The 18,906-nt window shown below is 36.8% G+C and carries 14 protein-coding genes; 5 read left to right on the top strand and 9 right to left on the bottom strand.

Features of this window, described 5'->3' with window-relative positions; genetic code table 11:
• The first annotated feature begins 22 nt into the window (after nucleotides 1-22).
• A complete protein-coding gene (locus tag FCR2A7T_RS12755; RefSeq protein ID WP_023571717.1) occupies nucleotides 23-1,687 on the top strand; it encodes a SulP family inorganic anion transporter in 1,665 nt (554 codons plus the stop codon).
• 88 nt (nucleotides 1,688-1,775) lie between these two features.
• Entirely contained in the window at nucleotides 1,776-2,411 is a 636-nt protein-coding gene (can, locus tag FCR2A7T_RS12750; RefSeq protein ID WP_035118599.1) for a carbonate dehydratase, read from the top strand.
• Between the two features lie 31 nt (nucleotides 2,412-2,442).
• Here can and FCR2A7T_RS12745 read toward each other — a convergent pair whose 3' ends face one another.
• The 9 genes from FCR2A7T_RS12745 to FCR2A7T_RS12705 all read right to left on the bottom strand — a co-directional run bounded on the left by FCR2A7T_RS12745 (nucleotide 2,443) and on the right by FCR2A7T_RS12705 (nucleotide 13,427).
• Nucleotides 2,443-3,642 carry an LETM1-related biofilm-associated protein gene (locus tag FCR2A7T_RS12745; protein ID WP_035118448.1) on the bottom strand — a complete coding sequence of 400 codons (1,200 nt, stop codon included), beginning with the start codon at nucleotides 3,640-3,642 and terminating at the stop codon, nucleotides 2,443-2,445.
• Nucleotides 3,643-3,718: 76 nt separating this feature from the next.
• Nucleotides 3,719-4,288 carry a YdeI/OmpD-associated family protein gene (locus FCR2A7T_RS12740; protein WP_023571714.1) on the bottom strand — a complete coding sequence of 190 codons (570 nt, stop codon included), beginning with the start codon at nucleotides 4,286-4,288 and terminating at the stop codon, nucleotides 3,719-3,721.
• A 14-nt stretch (nucleotides 4,289-4,302) separates the two neighbouring features.
• Entirely contained in the window at nucleotides 4,303-4,872 is a 570-nt protein-coding gene (locus FCR2A7T_RS12735) for a hypothetical protein (protein ID WP_023571713.1), read from the bottom strand.
• A gap of 17 nt (nucleotides 4,873-4,889) precedes the next feature.
• The gene (locus FCR2A7T_RS12730) at nucleotides 4,890-5,414 is read right to left on the bottom strand and encodes a superoxide dismutase family protein (RefSeq protein ID WP_035118592.1); all 525 of its coding nucleotides are present in this window, start codon (nucleotides 5,412-5,414) and stop codon (nucleotides 4,890-4,892) included.
• A 136-nt stretch (nucleotides 5,415-5,550) separates the two neighbouring features.
• Nucleotides 5,551-7,347 (bottom strand): acyl-CoA dehydrogenase family protein, encoded by a 1,797-nt coding sequence (locus tag FCR2A7T_RS12725; RefSeq protein WP_023571711.1) that lies wholly within the window; start codon nucleotides 7,345-7,347, stop codon nucleotides 5,551-5,553.
• A gap of 133 nt (nucleotides 7,348-7,480) precedes the next feature.
• Nucleotides 7,481-8,662 carry an acetyl-CoA C-acyltransferase gene (locus FCR2A7T_RS12720; RefSeq protein WP_035118444.1) on the bottom strand — a complete coding sequence of 394 codons (1,182 nt, stop codon included), beginning with the start codon at nucleotides 8,660-8,662 and terminating at the stop codon, nucleotides 7,481-7,483.
• 6 nt (nucleotides 8,663-8,668) lie between these two features.
• A complete protein-coding gene (locus FCR2A7T_RS12715; RefSeq protein ID WP_023571709.1) occupies nucleotides 8,669-11,059 on the bottom strand; it encodes a 3-hydroxyacyl-CoA dehydrogenase/enoyl-CoA hydratase family protein in 2,391 nt (796 codons plus the stop codon).
• Nucleotides 11,060-11,081: 22 nt separating this feature from the next.
• Entirely contained in the window at nucleotides 11,082-11,534 is a 453-nt protein-coding gene (locus tag FCR2A7T_RS12710) for a MarR family winged helix-turn-helix transcriptional regulator (RefSeq protein ID WP_023571708.1), read from the bottom strand.
• A gap of 114 nt (nucleotides 11,535-11,648) precedes the next feature.
• Nucleotides 11,649-13,427 carry an AMP-dependent synthetase/ligase gene (locus FCR2A7T_RS12705; RefSeq protein WP_023571707.1) on the bottom strand — a complete coding sequence of 593 codons (1,779 nt, stop codon included), beginning with the start codon at nucleotides 13,425-13,427 and terminating at the stop codon, nucleotides 11,649-11,651.
• 417 nt (nucleotides 13,428-13,844) lie between these two features.
• Here FCR2A7T_RS12705 and FCR2A7T_RS12700 point away from each other — a divergent pair, with 417 nt between their 5' ends.
• The 3 genes from FCR2A7T_RS12700 to FCR2A7T_RS12690 all read left to right on the top strand — a co-directional run bounded on the left by FCR2A7T_RS12700 (nucleotide 13,845) and on the right by FCR2A7T_RS12690 (nucleotide 18,906).
• Nucleotides 13,845-15,773 (top strand): LTA synthase family protein, encoded by a 1,929-nt coding sequence (locus FCR2A7T_RS12700; protein ID WP_023571706.1) that lies wholly within the window; start codon nucleotides 13,845-13,847, stop codon nucleotides 15,771-15,773.
• A gap of 74 nt (nucleotides 15,774-15,847) precedes the next feature.
• Nucleotides 15,848-16,435: a dual specificity protein phosphatase family protein gene (locus FCR2A7T_RS12695; protein WP_023571705.1), complete on the top strand. Its 588-nt coding sequence runs from the start codon at nucleotides 15,848-15,850 to the stop codon at nucleotides 16,433-16,435.
• A 416-nt stretch (nucleotides 16,436-16,851) separates the two neighbouring features.
• On the top strand, nucleotides 16,852-18,906 hold the full coding sequence (locus FCR2A7T_RS12690; protein ID WP_131473120.1) for a response regulator: 2,055 nt from the start codon (nucleotides 16,852-16,854) through the stop codon (nucleotides 18,904-18,906).

Raw genomic sequence — 18,906 nt, 5'->3', positions numbered from 1 at the left:
TTGTATTATATTTTATCGGGTTATGACAAAAAAAACAAATCTTTTTGGCAGCCTTAAATTTGATTTTGCATCAGGTTTGGTTGTTTTTCTGGTCGCTTTACCATTGTGTTTAGGTATTGCGATGGCTTCGGGTGCACCGCTTTTTTCAGGGATTATTGCTGGAATTGTAGGCGGGATTGTAGTAGGGTATTTAAGTAAATCTCATGTAAGTGTTTCCGGACCTGCTGCTGGTTTAACAGCTATTGTATTAACGGCCATTACTGATTTTGGTGCCTTCAACATTTTTCTGACTGCTGTTTTTCTTGCAGGATTAATTCAGCTGGCATTGGGCTTTTTGAAAGCGGGAAGTATTTCTAATTATTTTCCAACCAATGTTATCGAAGGAATGCTTGCGGGTATCGGTGTAATTATCATCTTAAAACAACTTCCGCATGCTGTAGGATATGATGCTGATTTTGAGGGTGATGAAGCTTTTGTGCAAGGTGATGGCGGCAATACTTTTTCGACTTTATTCGGCGCATTGGATTATGTTCAATTGGGCGCCATAATCATCACGCTAATTTCATTGGCAATTTTGATATCATGGGACAGAGTGCCCTTTTTAAAGAAATTAAAATTGGTTCCGGGCGCTTTGGTTGCGGTTATTGTAGCCGTAATTCTAAATGAAGTATTTACTGCTTCCGGAAGTGCTTTGGCTATTGGTAAAGAACATTTGGTTTCCTTGCCGGTTCCGACCTCTCTTGCCGAATTTAAAGATATTTTTATTTTTCCGGATTTTGCATCCATAACGAATCCGAAGGTTTGGGTTGTAGGCTTAACCATTGCCATTGTGGCCTCTATTGAAAGTTTACTTTGTATTGAAGCAGCCGATCGATTGGACGTTCAAAAAAGATATACCGATACCAATAATGAGCTTCGCGCACAAGGAATTGGAAATATAGTGAGTTCACTTTTAGGCGGTTTACCCATGACATCGGTTGTGGTGCGAACATCGGCAAACGTTAACGCCGGAGCCAAAACGAAAATGTCCACTATTGTACACGGAGCATTGTTGTTAATTAGTGTTTTGGCCATTCCGATGGTTTTAAATAAAATTCCGCTGGCAACTTTAGCAGCTGTTTTATTGCTTGTAGGATATAAATTGGCCAAACCGGCAACCATAAAACATTTCTGGGAAAAAGGAAAATATCAGTTTGCACCTTTTATTGCCACACTTTTAGCGGTTGTCTTTCTGGATTTGTTGAAGGGTGTAGCTTTAGGGATGATCATCAGTATTTTATTCGTTTTGAGAGGAAATTTAAAAAGAGCCTATTACTTCAGAAAAGAAGAATATGAAAACGGCGATATCATTCATATCGATTTGGCGCAGGAAGTTTCCTTTTTGAACAAAGCTGCCATAAAACAGACATTAAACAGTCTTCCGGAGAATTCAAAAGTAGTAATCAATGCTTCTGATACGGTTTATATTGCGCATGATGTTCTCGATCTGATTAAAGAATTTAAAACAATTAATGCTTTGGAAAAAGATATTGAAGTATCCTTAATCGGTTTTAAAGAGGCGTATGAATTGGAAAATTCGGAAAAAGAAAACAATCATGTTTTTATGGAACACGATGCACTGATTGAATTCAGAAAAAAGGCAACATCTTCACACAAAGAAGTAATTGAAGAATTAACATCAAATTAAATAATAACATTTAATCATTTTAACGTAAATTCGTCGGATAAAACGACTTGTTAAATGATTTCAAAAATAACAAGTAAATACTATGGTAATGAGTGATTTTTATAAAAAGATTTTAGACAACAATAAGAAGTGGGTTGAAGACAAATTGGCAATCGACAAAGATTTCTTCAAAGATTTATCAAAAGGCCAAAATCCACCGTTGCTTTGGATTGGTTGTTCCGACAGCCGTGTTCCTGCAAATGAAATTATCGGAGCTGCTCCGGGAGAAGTTTTTGTACACAGAAATATCGCTAACATGGTAATTCATAGTGATATGAATATGCTAAGTGTGTTGGATTATGCGGTTAACGCTTTGAAAATCAAGCACATTATTGTTTGCGGTCATTATGGTTGTGGTGGTGTGAAAGCAGCAATGGGGAACGATTCTATCGGAATTATCGACAACTGGATTCGTCACATTAAAGATGTTTACAGACATCACAGAGTATATCTGGATTCTATTATTGATGAAAATGAGCGTTTTAATAAATTCGTTGAAATCAATGTGAAAGAACAGGTTTACGATTTGGCAAAAACATCCATTGTTCAGGCAGCTTGGAAGTCAGGTCAAGAGGTTACCATTCACGGTTGGGTATATGGATTGAATTCAGGATATGTAACCGATTTGAATGTAAATATCGATTCGAATGAAAAATTAGACGATGTATATCAATTGAAATTCTAAATAAAAAAGTCCCGATAATTTCGGGACTTTTTTATTCTATATCTAAATTCTCATTAAAAGCAGAAGGTAGCATTTTCGGGATAAATTTAATCAGGATCGGAAGTAATAATCCTCCACCGGGCAAAAGGAATATTGTTAATGAAGGAACGGTTTTACAAATGTCTAACAATTGTTTTTTGACTTTCTTCTTTTCCTTTGCGTCCAAATCTCTTGTTGTAGAAAGCGCCAGTAATTTCATAAGTTCACCACTTTGCGAAATTTCCTTAATCAATCGGTTTTTATTTCGTGTAATCAAAACGGCTACATTTTGGGAAGCCTGATCGTAGAAGTGTTTTACCGGATTGGAATATTTGAAATATGGAATTTCTTTCTGATACTGTTTAATAAAAGTGTCTATAGATTCGATACTTTCCGTGGCAAATTCGGTTTTAATTTCAAGAAGTTCTGCCAATCGGTATAAGAAATCACTTTCCTGCTGTTCCAAAACATCATCGCTCCACATCGCCATTCCTGCGATATCCAGTAAATAGTTTTTTTCCAGAGGTGAAGTGAAATAATCCAGTTCCAACATTTCGAAATTCTCGATATTAACTTTTGAAAACTTGGTATAACGAACAGAAGATTCGAAAAGTTTTATCAGCAAATCATCATAATTCGATTTCGTAGCTTTTGTTTTCAGCGCTAACGATACAATACTGATGATGGTTTCTTCGAGTTTCTTTAAATAATTGTTCGGAATTTCCTGGTGCAGCAAATACTGACGAAACGCCAACACATCCATAAAAAGCAATGCATTGGTTAAAATATGCGAAAAGTTTTTGCTGATGATATTATCATTGGTCTGAACCCGCTCGTCAATCATTTCTTCCAATTTGTGACTCGCACTGGAATCCGGCAGCATTTTTTTGAGCAAACTAAAGCCTTCAGGGTTCATTTGCTTGTAAAAGTTAATCACTTGTTCGATAAACTCTTTCGGATTTCCATCATGAGTAACTAAACCATAAACACCGTAAAGGGTGTTCAGTAATGCTACTTTGGTGATTTCTTCTGATGTCCACCCTTTCGTACTGATGGGTTTTTCGACATCAAAACCAACGGTGTGACCATAGATAAATCCCGTTTTTCGCACATTAGTGTAAAAGACTGAGGAATACACAACAACAGGTAGGAGCAAAGGTTTTTGCTCCATAAAAAATTTATCTATCCAACCGCTGCTAGAAGGGTTAATCATTGCTGTGAATTATACCGCAAAGCTATGTCTTTTTACATATTTGATACAAACTTACGGTTAAGTTTTCCACAATTAATTATTGGCGTGATTTGATGTTGGCCTCACAGAGTTTTATGATTTCGGCAATTCTCGTTTTTCGTGTTTCTTCTCTTTTAGCGTGATTGAGCCAATAGAGGTAACTTTTTCGATAGGTAAAACTAAAATTGGTATAGTTTTCAAAGGCGGTTTTGTTCCTGTCGAATGCTTTTTGAAGATCTTCCGGAACAATTAAATCTTCCACATGATCTAAGGATGTCCAGGAACCGTTTTGTTTGGCGATCTCAATTTTTTTTAAACCACTTTCGTGCATTAAATTCTCTGCAATGAGTTTTTCAATGTAATTTTTGTTGACTTTACTCCAAACGCTTTTGTCTTTTCTGGGTGTGAAGGTTTGTTTGCGTCGGTCTTCATCCAGTTTTCGAACTGTAGAATCAATCCAGCCATAGCAAAGTGCTACTTTAACGGCTTCTTCCCAACGCATACTTTCAAAATCGCTGCCTACTTTATAAAAGACAAGATGCACACCTTCAGACGAGTCATGATTTTGGTGCAACCATTCCCGCCATTCGGCATCATTTTTAAAGTAGAGCAGCTCTTTTTCTTTCAAAGTATTTATATATTTCAGGAATGCGTTTCGTCGTTTTCCTCTTTTTGTGTTTCTTCTTTACTTTCTGGATTTGAATAATACCGCTGAAGTTTTATAATTTGACTTCGTCTGTTAAAACTTTCGTCGAAAATAAAAGCGATAATAAAACAAATCATCCAAATAATGATAAATGTAATATTGGAGAAGTCGAAATAATTTGAACTAACAATTGATATCGCTATACAAAAAATAAACCCTGTCCATGAATAATAGCTTGCCTGTTTGAGTTTAAGGACAAATCCATAATCCATGAAATTTCTTCTAATTGGAAAGTTTAGAAACGGAATCCAAATAAAGAAAAAAAATAATTTTTGAAAAAAGGACAAATCATCAATAATGTTCTTTCGAATGAAAGTGTTGAACTCTTTGACCTTAGCATTTTTATACGCTTTTATATCGTTTTCATTAAGTTTTCTTCTGGAAATTTCTTCCAAAGCCACTGTCAATGCCAATTCGGTATAACTGAATTTATTTTCTAAAATATCTAATAATTCTTTGTTTGATAATGCAGCATATCTTTTTTCAAGATCTTCTTTGGAAACCATCTTCTGATAAATTTTAATTATCGGATAATCGCCGAACAAGCCACATGTCCTCCGGCATTTCCGGTAGGTTGAGTTGTAAAATCATCAGCCCCTTTGTGAACGATGATGGCTTTTCCTAAAATATCTTTGGTTTCATCGCCGCAACCGATACACCATTCATCAGTAGATAAAACGATTTTTCCGTTTCCTTCAGCATCAGCGGTAAAGTTTCCGATGTCGCCTTTATGGTATTCGCCTTGTCCCCATTTACCGTGTTTTTTAAAGGTTGGATTCCAATGTCCGCCGGCAGAAGATCCGTCAGCAGCAGAACAATCTGATTTTTCGTGAATATGGATGGCATGAACACCTGGGGTTAATCCCGAAATGTTAGCAGTGAATGTTACGGTTCCGTTTTTCTCTGAAAATGTTACCGTTCCTTTTGTTTTAGTATCGCTTTTTGGTTCCAAAGCAATTTTAAGTTCGTTGACTTTACCTTCGGTTTTTGTTTTACAACCAGCAGTTAAAGCTAATATTCCCAAAGAAGCTAAAATGATTTTTCTCATGATTCCTTTTTCTTTCAAATTTACAGAAAATATAAAGACTTGAGTTGTTAAAAAACATAAAAAAAACCGCTCTGCAAATGCGAGAAGCGGCTTTTAAACAAACTAAACCAATTTTCAAGTCAGTTAATCACGAAGATTAAAAGCAATAAGCGTTTTCTGCAACTAATTTGGCAGCGATAGTTTCACGTAAAGCTACTACGTTAGGCATGTTTGTGTATTTTGTGAAACGACGTAATCCCATTAACATCATGCGTTGTTCATCACCTTCAGCGAAAGAAGCGATTCCTTCTTTTCCTTTTGTATTGATGATGTCAACTGCATGGTATAAATACAATTGGGCCATTGCGATTTGTTCTTTTACGTTATCAGCACCTTTTGATTTTGCTAATTTTTCAGTTCTTAGGATAGTAGATTCTGCCATGTAGATTTCGATTAACATATCAGCCGCCGCCATCAATAACTGTTGGTGTGCTTCTAAATCCGGACCGTATTTCTGTACTGCGGAACCAGCCACCATTAAGAACGCTTTTTTCAGTTTTCCGATTAATTCTTTTTCTTCTGCGAATAATTCAGAATAATCCGGAGTGTCGAAAGACGGAATTCCCATTAATTCTTCGGCAACTTTCATCGCAGGACCTAATAAATCCACGTGACCTTTCATCGCTTTTTTGATTAACATTCCCACGGAAAGCATACGGTTGATTTCGTTCGTGCCTTCGTAAATACGAGCGATTCGGGCATCTCTCCAAGCAGATTCCATCGGAGTATCTTCAGAGAATCCCATTCCACCGAAGATTTGGATTCCTTCGTCGGAACAGTTTTGAATATCTTCAGAAACCGCCACTTTTAAGATAGAACATTCGATTGCGAATTCTTCCACACCTTTCAATTCTGCTTCTTGGTGTGAATTTCCTTCTGCAACACGGGCATTGATTCTTTCTTCAATACTGGCACCGGCTCTGTAAGAAGCACTTTCTCCGGCATAAGCAGAAGTAGCCATTTCGGCTAATTTGGAACGGATAGCGCCAAAGTTTGCGATTGGGGTATTAAACTGCATTCTTTCGTTCGCATATTTTACAGCTCCGGAAATCGTTCTTCTTTGTGCATCCAAACAAGCAGCCGCTAATTTGATACGGCCTACGTTTAAGGCATTCATCGCGATTTTAAAACCTTCACCACGACCAGCCAACATATTTTCTATAGGGACAATGGTGTCACTGAAGAAAACTTGACGGGTAGAAGAGGAGCGGATTCCTAATTTGTGTTCTTCCTCGCCTAAAGTAATACCATTTGGATTGGCCGGATCGTATTCAACGATGAAACCGGTGATGTTTTTATCGTCTTCGATTCTCGCGAAAACAATCATCAAATGACAGAAACCTGCGTTGGAAATCCACATTTTCTGACCGTTGATTTTGTATGATTTTCCGTCAGCTGAAAGTTCTGCTTTGGTTTTTCCTGAATTCGCATCCGAACCTGCGCCCGGCTCTGTCAGACAGTAAGAACCGAACCATTCTCCAGTAGCTAATTTTGGAACGTATTTTTTCTTTTGCTCTTCGGTTCCGTACAAAGTGATTGGCATGGTACCAATTCCGGTGTGCGCGCCAAAAGCAGTTGAAAACGAACCCGTTGCTCCCGAAATATAATCACATGTAAGCATCGTGTTCACGAAACCCATTCCTAATCCGCCGTATTCTTCCGGAACCGCTACGCCTAAGAAACCAAGTTCTCCGGCTTTGCGCATACATTCTTCAGTATAGGCGTAATCTTTTTTCTCGAATTTATCTTTGTGTGCCCATAATTCTTTGTCTACGAATTCTTTAACAGAATCGCGCATCATGATTTGTTCTTCGTTGAAATCTTCTGGTGTGAAGACGTTCTCGCATTTTGTTTCTTTTACAAGGAATTGACCTCCTCTAGTGATATCTTCCATAGTTTATGTTTTTATGTAATGGTCTTGAATAGTTAATTTTATTGGTTTGTCATTTTGACGAAGGAAAAATCACATTATTTTTTGTATGATTATGAGATTCCTCCTTCGTCGGAATGACAGCTGTAATGAATATTTACAACAACTCATAAATACCTGCAGTTCCCTGTCCGGTTCCCACACACATGGTTACCATTCCGTATTTGCTACCACGACGCTTCATTTCGTCGAATAATTGAACGGAAAGTTTAGCTCCGGTACAACCCAGTGGGTGTCCTAAAGCGATTGCGCCTCCGTTTACGTTTACGATATCCGGATTTAAGCCCAATTCACGGATTACAGCTAACGATTGCGATGCAAAAGCCTCATTCAATTCGAATAACTCGATGTCTTTTAATTGTAAGCCGGCTTGTTTTACAGCTTTCGGAATTGCTTTTACCGGGCCGATACCCATAATTCTAGGTTCAACTCCAGCTGAAGCGAAGTTTACCAAACGGGCGATTGGTTCAAGGTTTAATTCTTTTACCATTTCTTCCGACATTACCAATACGAAAGCTGCACCGTCACTCATTTGAGAAGAGTTTCCGGCAGTTACGGAACCGTCTGCTGCGAAAACCGGACGAAGTTTGTTAAGTGCTGCTACGTTGGTATCTGCTCTCGGTCCTTCGTCTTTAGTTACCATATACGATTTTGTTGCTTTTTTACCGTTTTCATCGATATAAACTTGCTCAACGGTAATAGGAACGATTTGTTTGTCGAATTTACCTTCCGCTTGAGCTTTTAAGGCTTTCATGTGCGAGTTATAAGCAAACTCATCCTGATCTTCACGGGAAACGTTGAATTGTTTGGCAACCGCTTCAGCAGTTAATCCCATTCCCCAGTAATAATCTTCGTGACCGGCTGCTGCTGCTTTATAATCCGGAGTAGGTTTGTAGCCTCCCATTGGAATATAACTCATACTTTCTGCTCCGCCGGCAATGATGCAATGCGCCATTCCCGATTGGATTTTCGCTGTTGCCATTCCGATAGTTTCAATTCCCGAAGCACAGTAACGGTTTACGGTTACACCCGGGACATCATCAATTTTCAATCCCATTAAAGAGATTAGACGCCCTACGTTTAGACCTTGTTCTGCTTCAGGCATGGCGTTTCCAACCATAACGTCATCGATTCGGGTTTTGTCGAAATCCGGCAATTCGTTCATCATGTATTCGATGGTTTCGGCTGCCAATTCATCAGGTCTTTTAAAACGGAACACACCTTTTGGGGCTTTACCCACTGCGGTTCTGTATGCTTTAACTATATATGCTGTTTTCATTTTTTCTTAGTTTCTTAAAGGTTTTCCTTTCGTTAACATGAACTGGATTCGCTCCAAAGTTTTTCTTTCAGTACAAAGCGATAGGAAGGCTTCTCTTTCCAAATCCAATAAGTATTGTTCGCTTACTAAAGTTGGTTCAGATAAATCACCACCAGCCATTACATAGGCTAATTTGTTGGCAATTTTCTGATCGTGTTCCGAAATGTATTGTCCGGCAACCATCTGATCAGTTCCAACCAAGAACATACCCAATGCCTGTTTTCCTAAAACTTTGATGTCTTTGCGTTTAACGGGTTGTGTATAACCTGCTTCCGCCATTAAAATCGCGTGTTTCTTCGCTTCGGCAATCTGACGGTCTTTGTTTACCACCACAATGTCTTTTCCTTTTTGAAGTACACCGATGTCGAAACCTTCGTAAGCTGAAGTCGCTACTTTTGCCATACCTACAGCTAAGAAATACTCTTGTAAAACGTTCAGTTCCACATCGTTTTTACGGAACGTATCCGAAGCACGAAGCGCCATTTCTTTGGAACCACCACCGCCAGGGATGACACCAACTCCGAATTCCACTAAACCAATATAGGTTTCTGCAGTAACAACTGCTCTGTCAGAGTGCATGGTTAATTCACAACCACCACCTAGCGTCATTCCGTGAGGAGCAGCAATTACCGGAATTCCCGAGTAACGAACGCGCATCATCGTGTCTTGGAACATTTTGATAGCCATGTTCAATTCGTCGTATTCTTGTTCAACTGCCATCATAAAAATCATGGCTAAGTTGGCTCCAACGGAGAAATTCGCAGCCTGATTTCCGATTACTAATCCGCGGTAGTCTTTTTCAGCTAATTCGATGGCTTTGTTGATGCCCTGAATGACACCGCCACCAATAGAGTTCATTTTCGATTGGAATTCTAAGTTTAAGATTCCGTCTCCCAAATCCTGAACGATCGCTTCGCTATTGCTCCACACTTTTTTTGTTTCGCGGATATTGTTTAAGATGATAAACGCATCTTGTCCCGGAACTTTAACTTGAGACTTAGAAGTAATATTGTAATAATGTGTAGTTCCTTCTTTTACAGTGTAAAATGAAGTGTTACCTGAAGCAATCATTTCAGTAACCCAAGCAGCGGGAGCAAGGCCTTCCGCTTTCATTAATTCGATTCCTTTTTCCACACCAATGGCATCCCAAATTTCGAACGGGCCATTTTCCCAACCGAAACCGGCTTTCATGGCATCATCAATTTTGTAGAAATCATCTGTGATTTCAGGAACTCGGTTGGATACGTAAGCGAACATCGCTGAGAAACTTTTTCGGTAGAATTCTCCGGCTTTGTCGGTTCCTTTTACCAAAACTTTGAAACGATCGATAGGTTTGTCGATTGTTTTGGTCATTTCTAGAGTTGCGAATGACGCTTTTTTAGCCGCTCGGTATTCTAGAGTATCTAAATCTAAGGATAGAATGTCTTTGTCAACTTTTTTGTAGAAGCCTTGACCGGTTTTGCTTCCCAACCAGTTGTTTTCCATCATTTTGGTTATGAAATCCGGAAGTTTGAACAAGTCGTGTGCTTCGTCAGTCGGGCAGTTTTCGTAGATTCCGTTGGCTACGTGAACCAAAGTGTCTAAACCAACTACGTCAACCGTTCTGAAAGTTGCCGATTTTGGTCTTCCGATAACCGGACCGGTTAATTTATCGACTTCTTCAATGGTTAAACCCATCTCTTTTACAAGGTGGAATAAACTCTGAATTCCGAAGATTCCGATGCGGTTTCCGATAAACGCCGGAGTATCTTTAGCAACAACCGAAGTTTTGCCTAAGAATTTTTCGCCGTATTCATTTAAGAAATCCAATACTTCGGTTGAAGTTTGCGGACCTGGAATGATTTCGAATAATTTTAAGTAACGCGCCGGGTTAAAGAAATGTGTTCCGCAGAAATGTTTCTGGAAATCTTCACTTCTGCCTTCGCTCATGAATTTGATGGGAATACCGGAAGTATTTGATGTAATTAATGTTCCCGGTTTTCTGTATTTTTCAATCTGTTCGAAAACAGCTTTTTTGATGTCTAATCGTTCAACAACCACCTCGATAATCCAATCGCAGTCTTTGATTTTTGCCAAATCGTCGGTTGTATTTCCGGTTGTGATTCGGCTTGCGAATTTTTGATCATAAATAGGAGAGGGTTTCGATTTTAAAGCATTCGCTAAATGGTCGTTTACCAATCTGTTACGTACCGCTTTATTTTCCAAAGTCAGTCCTTTCTTTTGCTCGGCTTCGGTTAATTCTCTCGGAACAATATCGAGAAGCAATACTTCCAGACCGATATTGGCAAAGTGACAGGCAATTCCGGATCCCATAATTCCGGATCCTACTACTGCAACTTTTTTGATTAGTCGTTTCATTTTATATTGTTTGTTTGGTATGTTAATCGTTATTTTCAGTATCGCTGTATATGCTTTTATCTGCAATCAGTTCGTTAATAATTTCGGCTACTTCCATGAAATTATTTAATTGTTCGTCGGTTACATGTTGCCTTACGGTTTCATTGAATTTTAAAACCGTCGATTTTGATAACTCTCTTTTTTCTTTCCCTAATTTGGTAAGGTGTATCAAAACACCTCTTCCGTCTACCGGGTTTTTCTTTCGGATAATTAACCCTTTTTCCTCCATGGATTTTAATGTTCTGGTAAGACTTGTAGCTTCCATTCCCATTCTTGGTCCCAATGCGGTAGAAGGGGTTCCGTTTTCTCTGTCAATACTTAATAAGGCAAATCCCGTAGCCATTGTGGCACCATATTTAGTGGCTTCTTCGTTATACATTCTGGAAACCGCTTGCCATGTTGCTCTTAAAACGTAATCAATAGTTTTGTCTTTCATAATTTTTCAGAAGTTCAAATATACAAAAAAAATACTATGCATGCATAATAAAAATGTATTATTTTTATGTTAATTAAAAAAAAAACTCCTCAAATGAGAGGAGTTCGTTGATTTTTAGGCATTATTATAGATTTTATCATAAAGATATTGATATTTTTCTTTTATGATTTTTCTTTTAAGTTTCATGGTAGGAGTCAAATGTCCGGCTTCGATTGACCAGATATCCGGAGTTAATTCTATTCGTTTTACCTGTTCCCAGTTTCCGAATTTTTTGTTTAACTCATTTACCTCTTCTTCTATACGTTGTATCACAGCTGGGTTTGCTGCTATTTCTTCATTGGTGGTGCCAATTTGAATGCTTTTTAGTTTTGCCCATTCTTTTACAAAATCGAAATTTGGTTGAATAAAAGCTGCCGGCATTTTTTCGCCATCACCAATCACCATAATTTGCTCGATAAATCGGGATTGTTTAAAGGTGTTTTCCAAAACCTGAGGAGCAACATATTTTCCGCCGGAAGTTTTGAACATTTCTTTTTTACGATCGGTGATTTTTAAGAAACCGTTAGCGTCAATTTCGCCAATATCTCCGGTATGGAAATAACCGTCTTTTAGTGCATCGCCTGTTTGTAAATCGTCTTTGTAATATCCCATCATTACGTTGGGACCTTTGCAGAGAATTTCACCGTCATCAGCTATTTTTACTTCAACGCCATCTAAAACACGGCCGACAGTTCCTATTTTAAATCCTTTGTTTTTAACTTCGTTTACAGAAATTACGGGAGAAGTTTCCGTTAAACCGTAACCTTCCATAATTGGAATTCCTGCAGCAGCAAAAACTCTTGTTAATCTCGGTTGTAAAGCGGCACTTCCGGAAACCATTAATTCCAATTGTCCGCCAAGACCTTCCTGCCATTTAGAGAAAATTAGTTTGCGGGCAATTTTTAACTGAAATTCATACCACCAGCCGTTGGCTCCGTAAGGTTCGTAAGCCAATCCTAAGTCGATGGCCCAAAAGAAAAGTTTCTTTTTAATTCCGGTTAAATCAGTTCCTTTAGCATAAATTTTGTCATAAACTTTTTCTAAAAGACGTGGTACAGCGGTCATTACATGAGGTTTGACTTCTTTCAAGTTGTCGCTCATTTTTTCGATACTTTCCGCAAAATAAATGGAGATACCATAATATTGGTACAAATACAAAATCATGCGTTCGAAAATATGACAAACCGGAAGGAAACTCAATCCTCTGGTGTCGCCTGCTCTTAAAGGTACGCGAGGTGCACTCATTAATACATCGGAAACGATATTCTGATGACTCAGCATTACACCTTTAGGTCTTCCGGTAGTTCCGGAAGTATAGATAATAGTTGCTAAATCGGTAGTAACGATACTGTTTTTACGGTCTTCCACAACATCCTGGTTGGTATTGTCTTCTCCTAAACTCAGTACTTCTTTCCAGCTTTTACATCCTGGAATGTCATTGTAGGAGTAAATTTCAAGTAACGAGGGAACGTTGTGTCTGATACTGTTTATTTTGTCAAATACTTCACTATCAGAAATAAAGCAATATTTAGATTCAGAATGGTTTAAGATATATTCATAATCTTCTGCAGAAATGGTGGGGTAAATGGGCACGGTTTGCGCACCGGTTTGTAATGCACCAATATCGGTAATATTCCATTCGGTTCTGTTGTTGGAAGAAATGACAGCAATTTTATCATTTTTTTGAACTCCCATCCGAAGCAAACCGCGTGAAAGTGTATTTGCTTTGTCAAGATATTCCTTAGTGGATGTTTTAACCCACTCTCCATTTTGTTTGGTAACCAGAGCGTCGGATAAATTATAGGTTTCCAGCTGATAATAAGGAAAATCAAAAAGACGTGTAATTTGGTTCATTTTTTCAAAATTTATTCTTTGCAAATTATGAAAAATTAAATTTTATTGCAAAAAAAAAGAAGAATAGAATGGTGTTAGGTGGTTTTTAATGCTTTTTTTTAAAATATAATTCATAATGTACTGATAATTATTACTTTGTAATTTACAGAAATATTGCTTTTTTTTTAAAAATTAGTTAACAGCCCCTTTATTTAGCCCATTATTTTGAGTTATAATGAAATAAAAATTTCCATAAAACTCCTTTTTGGTTAAAAATACTATGAAAGCATACTATTTTTTTAAAGAATGTATAATCTGTCTTTTTTGAATTTAAATATATCAAGCTTAATTCTTTATTAATGTTTTCCCAACGAATGTGTTTTAACTGTCATATTTTGTATTTTTGAGCACTAAAAAATTGATTTTCATTATTTTAACATGAAGAACTTCTTTCGTATAAAAGAATATAAAGCCTTGTTTTACAGGTTGTTGCTGGTGTATTTGTTTTATTTTATAGCCAGGCTTTTATTTTTTATTTACAATTATAATCTGCTTAAAGTGGATTCTGTAAGCGAATTTTTCAGACTGGCTTATCACGGATTAACCTTCGATACTACTGCAATACTGTATGTAAATGGTTTGTTTATTCTTTTTTCGGTGTTGCCTTTATGGATAAATACCAAACACGGCTATCAGAAGTTTTTGTTTTATCTTTATTTTATCACGAACCTAATTGCTTACGCAACAAACTTTATTGACCTTATATATTATAAGTTTATTTACGCGCGAACTACTATTGCCGTTTGGGATTCTCTGGAGCATGAAAAAGACAAGGGCGGTATGATGCTGCGTTTTCTGATCAGTTACTGGCACGTATATTTGTTGTTTTTTCTTATGGCAGCGCTTTGGATTTACTTATACAAAAAAGTCAGAGTCATTCACGAACCGGTTAACCACAGCAAATTAAAATATTTTCCTTTTTCCATAATCGGTTTATTGGTTATTGCTACGCTTACTATTGGAGGAATCCGTGGCGATTTTAAAAAGAGCACACGCCCTATCAATCTTATTGATGCCAACCGATACGTAACCAAAGCACAACATGCCGATATTGTATTAAATACTCCTTTTGCAATCATCAGAACCATTGGAACAACCAGTTTCAAGAAAATAAATCTGGTGGATGAAAGTGTTGTTGAAGCTAATTTTCAGCCGATTAAACAGTATAAAAATAACCCAAAATCGACGCCGAATGTGGTCTTGATTATCACGGAAAGTTTCGGAAAAGAATACTGGGGTTCCTTTAATAAGGAAACTAATATTCCCAATTACGAAGGGTATACACCGTTTTTAGATTCCTTGGCCCAACACAGTATGATTTACACGAACGGATTTGCAAACGGCAGTAAGTCTATTCACGGAATGTCGTCTATCATTGCCGGAGTTCCGTCGTTTAGGGATGCTTTTACATCATCGCCTTTTCCGAAACAGAAAATTCAGTCTCTTGTTTCTTGTCTGAAAGAAATGGGTTATGATACTTCCTTTTTTCATGGGGCGCCAAACGGCTCGATGGGCTTTCTCGGATTTGGTAATATTTTAGGTTTTGACCATTATTATGGAAAGACAGAATTTAATAACGATGCCGAATTTGATGGTGTTTGGGGAATTTGGGATGAACCTTTTCTGCAATTCATGAAACAAACACTGGATAAAAAGCAGCAGCCATTTTTCAGTACGGTATTTACGGTTTCGTCTCACGAACCTTATATTGTTCCGGAAAAATATCAAGGGAAGTTTCCGAAAGGGAATGTTCCGATGCACCAGTGTGTGGGCTATACCGATTTTTCGTTTAAGAAATTTTTTGAATCGGCAAAAAAACAACCTTGGTTTAAGAATACGATTTTCATTATTACTGCCGATCACGGAAATCAGACCTATTATGATGAATATGAAAAAGTAGTCAACAGAACCGCCACACCAATTCTTATTTATAAACCGGATGGAAGTCTGAAAGGAGAAAACAAAGAATTGGCACAGCAGATTGATATTTATCCGACCATTTTGGATATGGTGGGTTACGATAAACCTTTCAGAAGTTGGGGCCGAAGTTTAATTGGTGATAAAAAGGTAAAACCGTATACAATTAATTTTAACGGGAATGTCTACCAGTTTCAGCGCGGCAATTATATCTGTACTTTTGACGGAAAACAAGTTGTAGGCTATTATGATATTAAAGACAAAGCTCTGGAACATAATTTGATAGCAAAACCCAATAAAGAAATGCTGGAAAATGGGGAAGCCTGTAAAGCATTTATTCAGGATTACTTCGAAAGAATTATCGATCAGAAATTATATTATAAAAATTAGATAATGAAATCATCTTGATTTCTAAATGGAACACAGATAAAAAATATTGAAAAACACACATTTTATTATTTGATATGAAAAAGAAAATAGGATTACTTGTACTTTTAGTAGTAATGATTGGTGTAGGAAAGTATGTTTATGATATGAACATTAATCATAACTTCGAAACCATTACCGAAGGGAAAGTCTATAAAAGTGGTGTGATTCCGCCGGATGAAATTGAAGATTACGTGAAGAAATACCACATAAAAAGTATCGTGGATTTGCGTTTCCCCGGGACAGGTGATGATGTAAATAATCCGGAAATTCCAGCAGAATTAACGGCCGAAAAAGAAGCGGTTGCCAAAATTCCGGGCGTTACTTATTTTAATAACGGTTCCGATCAGGTGCCACAGCAACATAATTTGGATACATTTTTCAAAATTATGGACAATAAGGACAATTATCCGGTTTTGATTCACTGTTATCACGGAGTTGGTCGTGCTGAAATGTATTCTGCTTTGTACCGAATTGAATATGAGAATATGGATAGGGATAAAGCCAGAACCAGTACACGTTTTCTAACCAAATGGAGTTCTTTCGATTTGGGAAAACCAAAAGGAGATTATCTTCACAACTACGAAACACGAAAAGAGAAAGCGGCTGAAAAAGAAATTAAGTAAAACGCAATTAAAATAGATTAATAAATCAGACCCATTTTTGACATCAGAAATGGGTTTTTTTGTGCTTATTTCAAATTGAAGACCTAAACTCAGTATTTTAAAAAAGATTAGAGATTTGTGTTTAAGATATTGGAATTTAACCGAATATGTTTGTGTTCGTCCGAAATATTTGATTAAAAGTGATTATTGTTGTAAATTGAATACAGCTAATTATTTAAATCGTGAAAAGCACCGAAAGCTTAAGGGGTATTTTCTATGCAAACAAAGGTCTTAAATCTTCGTTATGTTTTTTTTGGTGTCTTGTTTTTTTTCTCGTAATACAGTTTTCAGCGATTTCACAACAAACAGCCATCGATACAGTCGTTTTAAAAGAGTTCGAAAATGCAAAAAAACTGTTAACCCAAAAGGATTATGATTTGTATGAAAAGGGTAATCAAATCCTTAACAAATTAGAGAAAAAACTCATTTCCGAGAAAAATTACGATCAGTTGCTCTATTTGTATCTGGAGATTTCATATTTCTATTTAACGCAATACGATTACAATTCGAGCCAAAAAACATTGGATAAAGTTGGAAAAGTTTTAGAAAAACACAACAACAATTGCATTCGGGGAGAATATTATGAGCATTTGGCAGTTTTCTATAATGCGATGGGTAAAGAAGATCTTGATGAAAAATACACTCTTTTATCTGAAAAATATTTAACTCAATATGCTCCGAAGGAAAAGCAGGTGGATTTGTATTATAACCTTACGCTTTTGTATTTAAAAAAAGAAGACTGGAACAATACACTACTCAATTCACTTAAATTTCTAAAGATAAATGAAGAAACCGGAGGCGATCCGGATCAGCCGGAGATCGATTTGTTTATTGCCGAAAGTTATTATAATCTGAATCAGTTTGACAAAGCCTTTGCGTATTTAAATCGCGTTAAGCAGTCGGATGTTTTTATACATCATGACGACGATTTTCTATTGAAATCGCGCTATTACCTGATTTTAGGCGATTTATATGAAAAACAAAAAAAGTATAAGGAAGCGGCCATCAATTTAAAAATCGCCAATGAATATTTTAAAGAGCGATTGATTTACAGGGTTTCAAAACTCAATAAATCCTTAAACCAAAAAAGGGAACTGGAAGTTAAGAATATTCAATTTCAATCGGTTATAAAGGAAAATCAGCTTAAAAACGAGAATGTAAAGTACAAAAATTATTTGCTTGTGCTTTGTTTGATTACGATCGTAAGTTTATTGATTCTGCTTTACTTTCAGTATCGGAATGCTAAATTTAAAACGTCTACCAATAATCTGCTGAATGAAAAAAACAACTTGCTTCATAAAGCGAATGCCGAACTGGAAGCCGCTTTAACGGTTAAAAAGAAATTATTGGATACCATTTCTCACGAACTGCGAACGCCGATTTATACTTTAAATGGTTTGCTGCACTTAATGAAAGAAGACCAAACCAATTATGAAAAAAATATTGAGCAGCTTCAGTCGTCGGTACAAAACCTTTATAATTTATCAGGAAACATTATTGAAATTACTGTTTTGGACAGTTTTGATAACGATTATATTCCTAAAAAAGATATTTTTTCACTGAAAGAAATGCTTTCGAAATTGCTGGCTTTGGTGAAAAAAAACAGAGACAATAATAATTCAGAAATATTGGTTTTTGATGATACAATCCCGGAAAAACTAATATTTGATGAAGCTAAATTGTATCAGGTTTTGTTTAGTTTGATTGACAACGCTTTTAAATTTTCAAAAAACGGAAAAGTTATTGTGGAAGCCAGTAAAATATCCGAAACCGAAAATAAAACCGAAATTCTATTCGTAATCAAAGACAACGGTATCGGAATAGCCTCTGAAATTAAAGATAAGATTTATGATTTGTTTTTTCAGGGTTCCGATAAAATCAATTACGAATATGGCGGTAGCGGTTTGGGACTTACGTTGGTTAAAAAAACATTAGCCTTATTTGATAAAACCATCACCATAGATTCCGAACCCAACAAAGGAACCCGGATTTCTTTTTCTTTGGATTTTGAAAATTATGCCGAACATCACGAAGTTGCGGAACCATTAAAGACAAAAGAGATACTTGATCCTTCAAAAGTTAGAATCCTTTTAGCTGAGGATAACAAAATTAATCAGCTCATCACCAAAAAGATTTTAACCAATAAAGGATATACCTGTGATGTGGCAAATAATGGTTTAGAAGCCTGTAATATGGTAAGTGATAATGATTATTCGTTGATTTTAATGGATATCATGATGCCAATAATGGACGGTTTTGAAGCGTCAGAATACATATCCAAATTCAAACCGGATATTCCTATTGTAGCTTTAACGGCTATTTCGGAAGATGTGAACAAAGAACTTTTCGTGGCTGCCAAAATAAAAAAAGTACTCAGTAAACCGGTAGATGTTGACGAGCTTTATAAAACAATAGAGTATTATTGTGTGTAG

The organism is Flavobacterium cauense R2A-7, assembly GCF_000498475.1.
Lineage (GTDB): Bacteria > Bacteroidota > Bacteroidia > Flavobacteriales > Flavobacteriaceae > Flavobacterium > Flavobacterium cauense.
The sequence above is the reverse complement of the archived record's forward strand: the minus strand, read 5'-3'. Positions and strand labels throughout refer to the sequence as shown.